Origin of the sequence: Bradyrhizobium sp. (assembly GCF_049798375.1) — a bacterium.
Lineage (GTDB): Bacteria > Pseudomonadota > Alphaproteobacteria > Rhizobiales > Xanthobacteraceae > Bradyrhizobium.
Genome location: NZ_JBARGP010000389.1, coordinates 1 through 3,090 on the forward strand (window position 1 = coordinate 1; position 3,090 = coordinate 3,090).

General features: G+C 63.4%; 4 protein-coding genes. All 4 read left to right on the forward strand.

Annotation, left to right across the window (positions count from 1 at the left end; genetic code table 11):
• Positions 1-297: 297 nt before the first annotated feature.
• The gene (gene tnpA / locus WA702_RS16655) at positions 298-666 is read left to right on the forward strand and encodes an IS66-like element accessory protein TnpA (protein WP_425111641.1); all 369 of its coding nucleotides are present in this window, start codon (positions 298-300) and stop codon (positions 664-666) included.
• A complete protein-coding gene (gene tnpB, locus WA702_RS16660; RefSeq protein ID WP_425111642.1) occupies positions 663-1,010 on the forward strand; it encodes an IS66 family insertion sequence element accessory protein TnpB in 348 nt (115 codons plus the stop codon). Before tnpA ends, tnpB begins: the two co-directional genes overlap by 4 nt.
• Before the next feature lie 73 nt (positions 1,011-1,083).
• Positions 1,084-2,655, forward strand: coding sequence for an IS66 family transposase (gene tnpC, locus WA702_RS16665; protein ID WP_425111644.1), 1,572 nt, complete (start codon positions 1,084-1,086; stop codon positions 2,653-2,655).
• Positions 2,656-2,867: 212 nt separating this feature from the next.
• Positions 2,868-3,090 (forward strand): hypothetical protein (locus WA702_RS16670; RefSeq protein WP_425111643.1); only part of this gene is annotated, 223 nt, incomplete at its 3' end.

The window sequence follows — 3,090 nt, forward strand, 5'->3', positions numbered from 1 at the left end:
GCTGACGCTGCTGACGCTGCTGACGCCATTTTCGGTATGTCGCCCCCACGCGCGCGCGTAAGCGACTAATCGGAAAATTGCGTCAGTGTCGTCAGTGCCGTCATCATCCTTTCTCATGGGGCCACCCCAATGCTTGCTTCGGGCGCAAGCTGATCCCGAAGAACTCCCGCGCCTTCGCGCCCCGATAGAATTTAAACGTATCCGTCCGGTGAAGGCCGCCTTGCCGAATGAGGCGTGTTGTTGAGAACTGTCCTTATGGACAGTGATAGGCGCAGTGCCCAAGTCGAACGGCTAGAGGTGGTGGACACAGGCCGGCGACGGCGCTGGTCCGAGGACGAGAAGCTCAAGATCGTCCTGGAGAGCTTGCAGGCGCCGCGCCAAGTCGCGGCAACGGCGCGGCGGTATGGCGTTTCGCGTTCGCTACTGCTGCGATGGCGGCGGTCGTTTCGGCCGGAGCCGAACGATGCCGCCGATCGACCTGGTTTCGTACCAGCGATGGTGGTCGCGGAGTCAGGGCCGGCGCCTTGTCCCGTCGCGCCGGCCAGCAGCGGCGGGGCGATCGAGATCGAGTTTGCCGCCGGGGCTCGGATGCGGATCACGGGGACGGTCGACGCGGCGACGCTGAATGCCGCCGTGGCGGCGCTGGCAGATGGACGCTTACGGTGATCCCGATTGCGTCGGGCGTGCGGGTGTGGATTGCGACCGGCCACACCGATATGCGTCGCGGCATGAACTCGCTGGGCTTGCTGGTGCAGGAAGCCTTCAAGCGAGACCCGCACGGTGGCGACCTCTATGTGTTCCGTGGCAAAAGCGGCAAGCTGATCAAGATCCTCTGGCACGATGGACTGGGCATGTCGCTCTACGCCAAGCGGCTGGAGCGGGGCCGCTTCCTGTGGCCGTTGTCGGCTGATGGCGTGGTGACGATCACCCCAGCCCAGCTTGGCTACCTGCTGGAGGGCATCGACTGGCGGATGCCGCAACAAACCTGGCGACCGCAGGCGGCCGGCTGATCGCTGGGATTTGAATCGGTGGCAGGATCGGCGGTTCGGACAGAGACCGCGTCTTGTGATTCTCTGGTCGGCGATGGGCACGGATGATTCTCTTCCCGATGATGTGAGCACGCTGCAGGTGATGCTGCGCGCCGAGCGAGTGGCCCGGTTGGCCGCGGAAGCCGAGGCCCAGGCGGGTAGCTTGCTGATCGAGAAGCTCAAGCTCACGATCAAGAAGCTGCGGCACGAGCAGTTCGGACAGTCCTCCGAGCGCGGCGCATTGCTGGACCAGCTTGAGTTGCAGCTCGCTGACCTTGAGGAGAACGCGGCGCAAGCTGAGACCGCGGCGCAGATGGCAGCCGAGAAGATTGCGGTGCCATCGTTCGAGCGCCGCAAGCCAGCCCGCCGGCCGCTGCCAGAGCATTTGCCGCGGGAGCGCATTGTCTATCCTGTGCCGGCCACCTGCCCATGCTGCGGCGACAGCCGATTGCGCAAGATTGGCGAGGACGTGACCGAGACGCTGGAGCTCGTTCCGCGCCAGTGGAAGGTGATCCAGCACGTGCGCGAGAAGCTGGTCTGCCGGGCCTGTGAAGCGATCACCCAGCCGCCGGCTCCCTCGCATCCGATTGCGCGCGGGCGTGCAGGGTCCAAGCTGCTGGCCCATGTTCTGTTCGCCAAGTACGGCCTGCACCTGCCGCTTCATCGTCAGAGCGACGTCTACCAGCGGGAGGGCATCGATCTCGACGTATCGACGCTCGCGGATTGGGTAGGTGCCTCCGCGGCAACCCTGATGCCTCTGGTCGATGCGATCCGGAGCCACGTCTTCGCAGCCGAGCGCATCCACGCGGATGACACCACGGTGCCGGTCCTGGCCAAGGACAAGACCCGGACTGGCAGGCTCTGGACCTACGTACGCGACGACCGTCCGTTTGCCGGCCCAGATCCGCCGGCGGCCGTGTTCTTCTACTCGCCCGATCGTGGCGGTGCGCATCCGGAGCAGCATCTGGCGGGCTATGCCGGACTGATGCAAGCCGACGCCTACGCCGGCTTTGGCAGGCTCTACGAGGCCAATCGCAAGGTCGGCCCGATCATCGAGGCCGCCTGCTGGGCGCACGGCAGGCGCAAGTTCTTTGATCTGGCACGGCTCACCAAGGCGCCGATCGCGGCCGAGGCAGTCAAGCGCATCGATGTTCTGTTCGCCATCGAGCGCGACATCAACGGCCTTACGGCGCAGGAGCGTTTGCGGGTTCGCCAGGAGCGTAGCCGCTCCCTGATCTTCGAGCTGGAGGCGTGGTTGCGCGAGCAGCGCGCCAGGCTCTCCAGGAACAACGACACGACCAAAGCGATCAATTACTGCCTCAGCCGCTGGGATGCATTTAGCCGCTTCCTCGATGACGGACGGCTTTGCATGACGAACAATGCTGCTGAGCGTGAGCTGCGGGTGGTCGCCGTGGGTCGAAAAAATTGGACCTTCGCTGGGTCCGACGATGGCGGCCGGCGCGCGGCTGCCATCTACAGCCTCATCGCCACCGCCAAGCTCAATGACATCGACCCGCAGGCTTGGCTTGCCGACGTCTTGGCGCGCCTACCGGATCATCCCGCCAGGCGCATCCACGAACTGCTGCCCTGGAATTGGCAGCCTCAAAGCGTCGCTCACGCCGCTTAAACGCTGATCAGCCTTCCACCAGAAAGCAGCCTAGCTAGGGCCTTCGCCGGATGCGTACCGGATTGACGGATTGTGGGGATGCCGCCAGTTCACGGTGTGCGGCATGACGTGCGGATGCGCTCCCACGTTCGCTGCTCCGCATCCATGTTCCGCTTTCGTTCAAGATTACTACCCCCGATCCGCTGCGGAATAATGAACAATTCTAAAATTAAATGGCGAATTTAAATGGGCAACTAGAAGTGCGCGCACGAAGACTCGATTTCCGCTCTCCCGCACCTACTGTTGCTGGATGGAGCGCACGGCTTAATAGAAAAATCTCGCGACGTCTCGGTCACCAATACAAGAAATTGTTCGCCAACCTGGCGCCGACCGGCAAGGCTCAAATCTATGGCACCGTTGTAAAAGTCGAGATACCGGTCAATCGAGCTTCGAGCC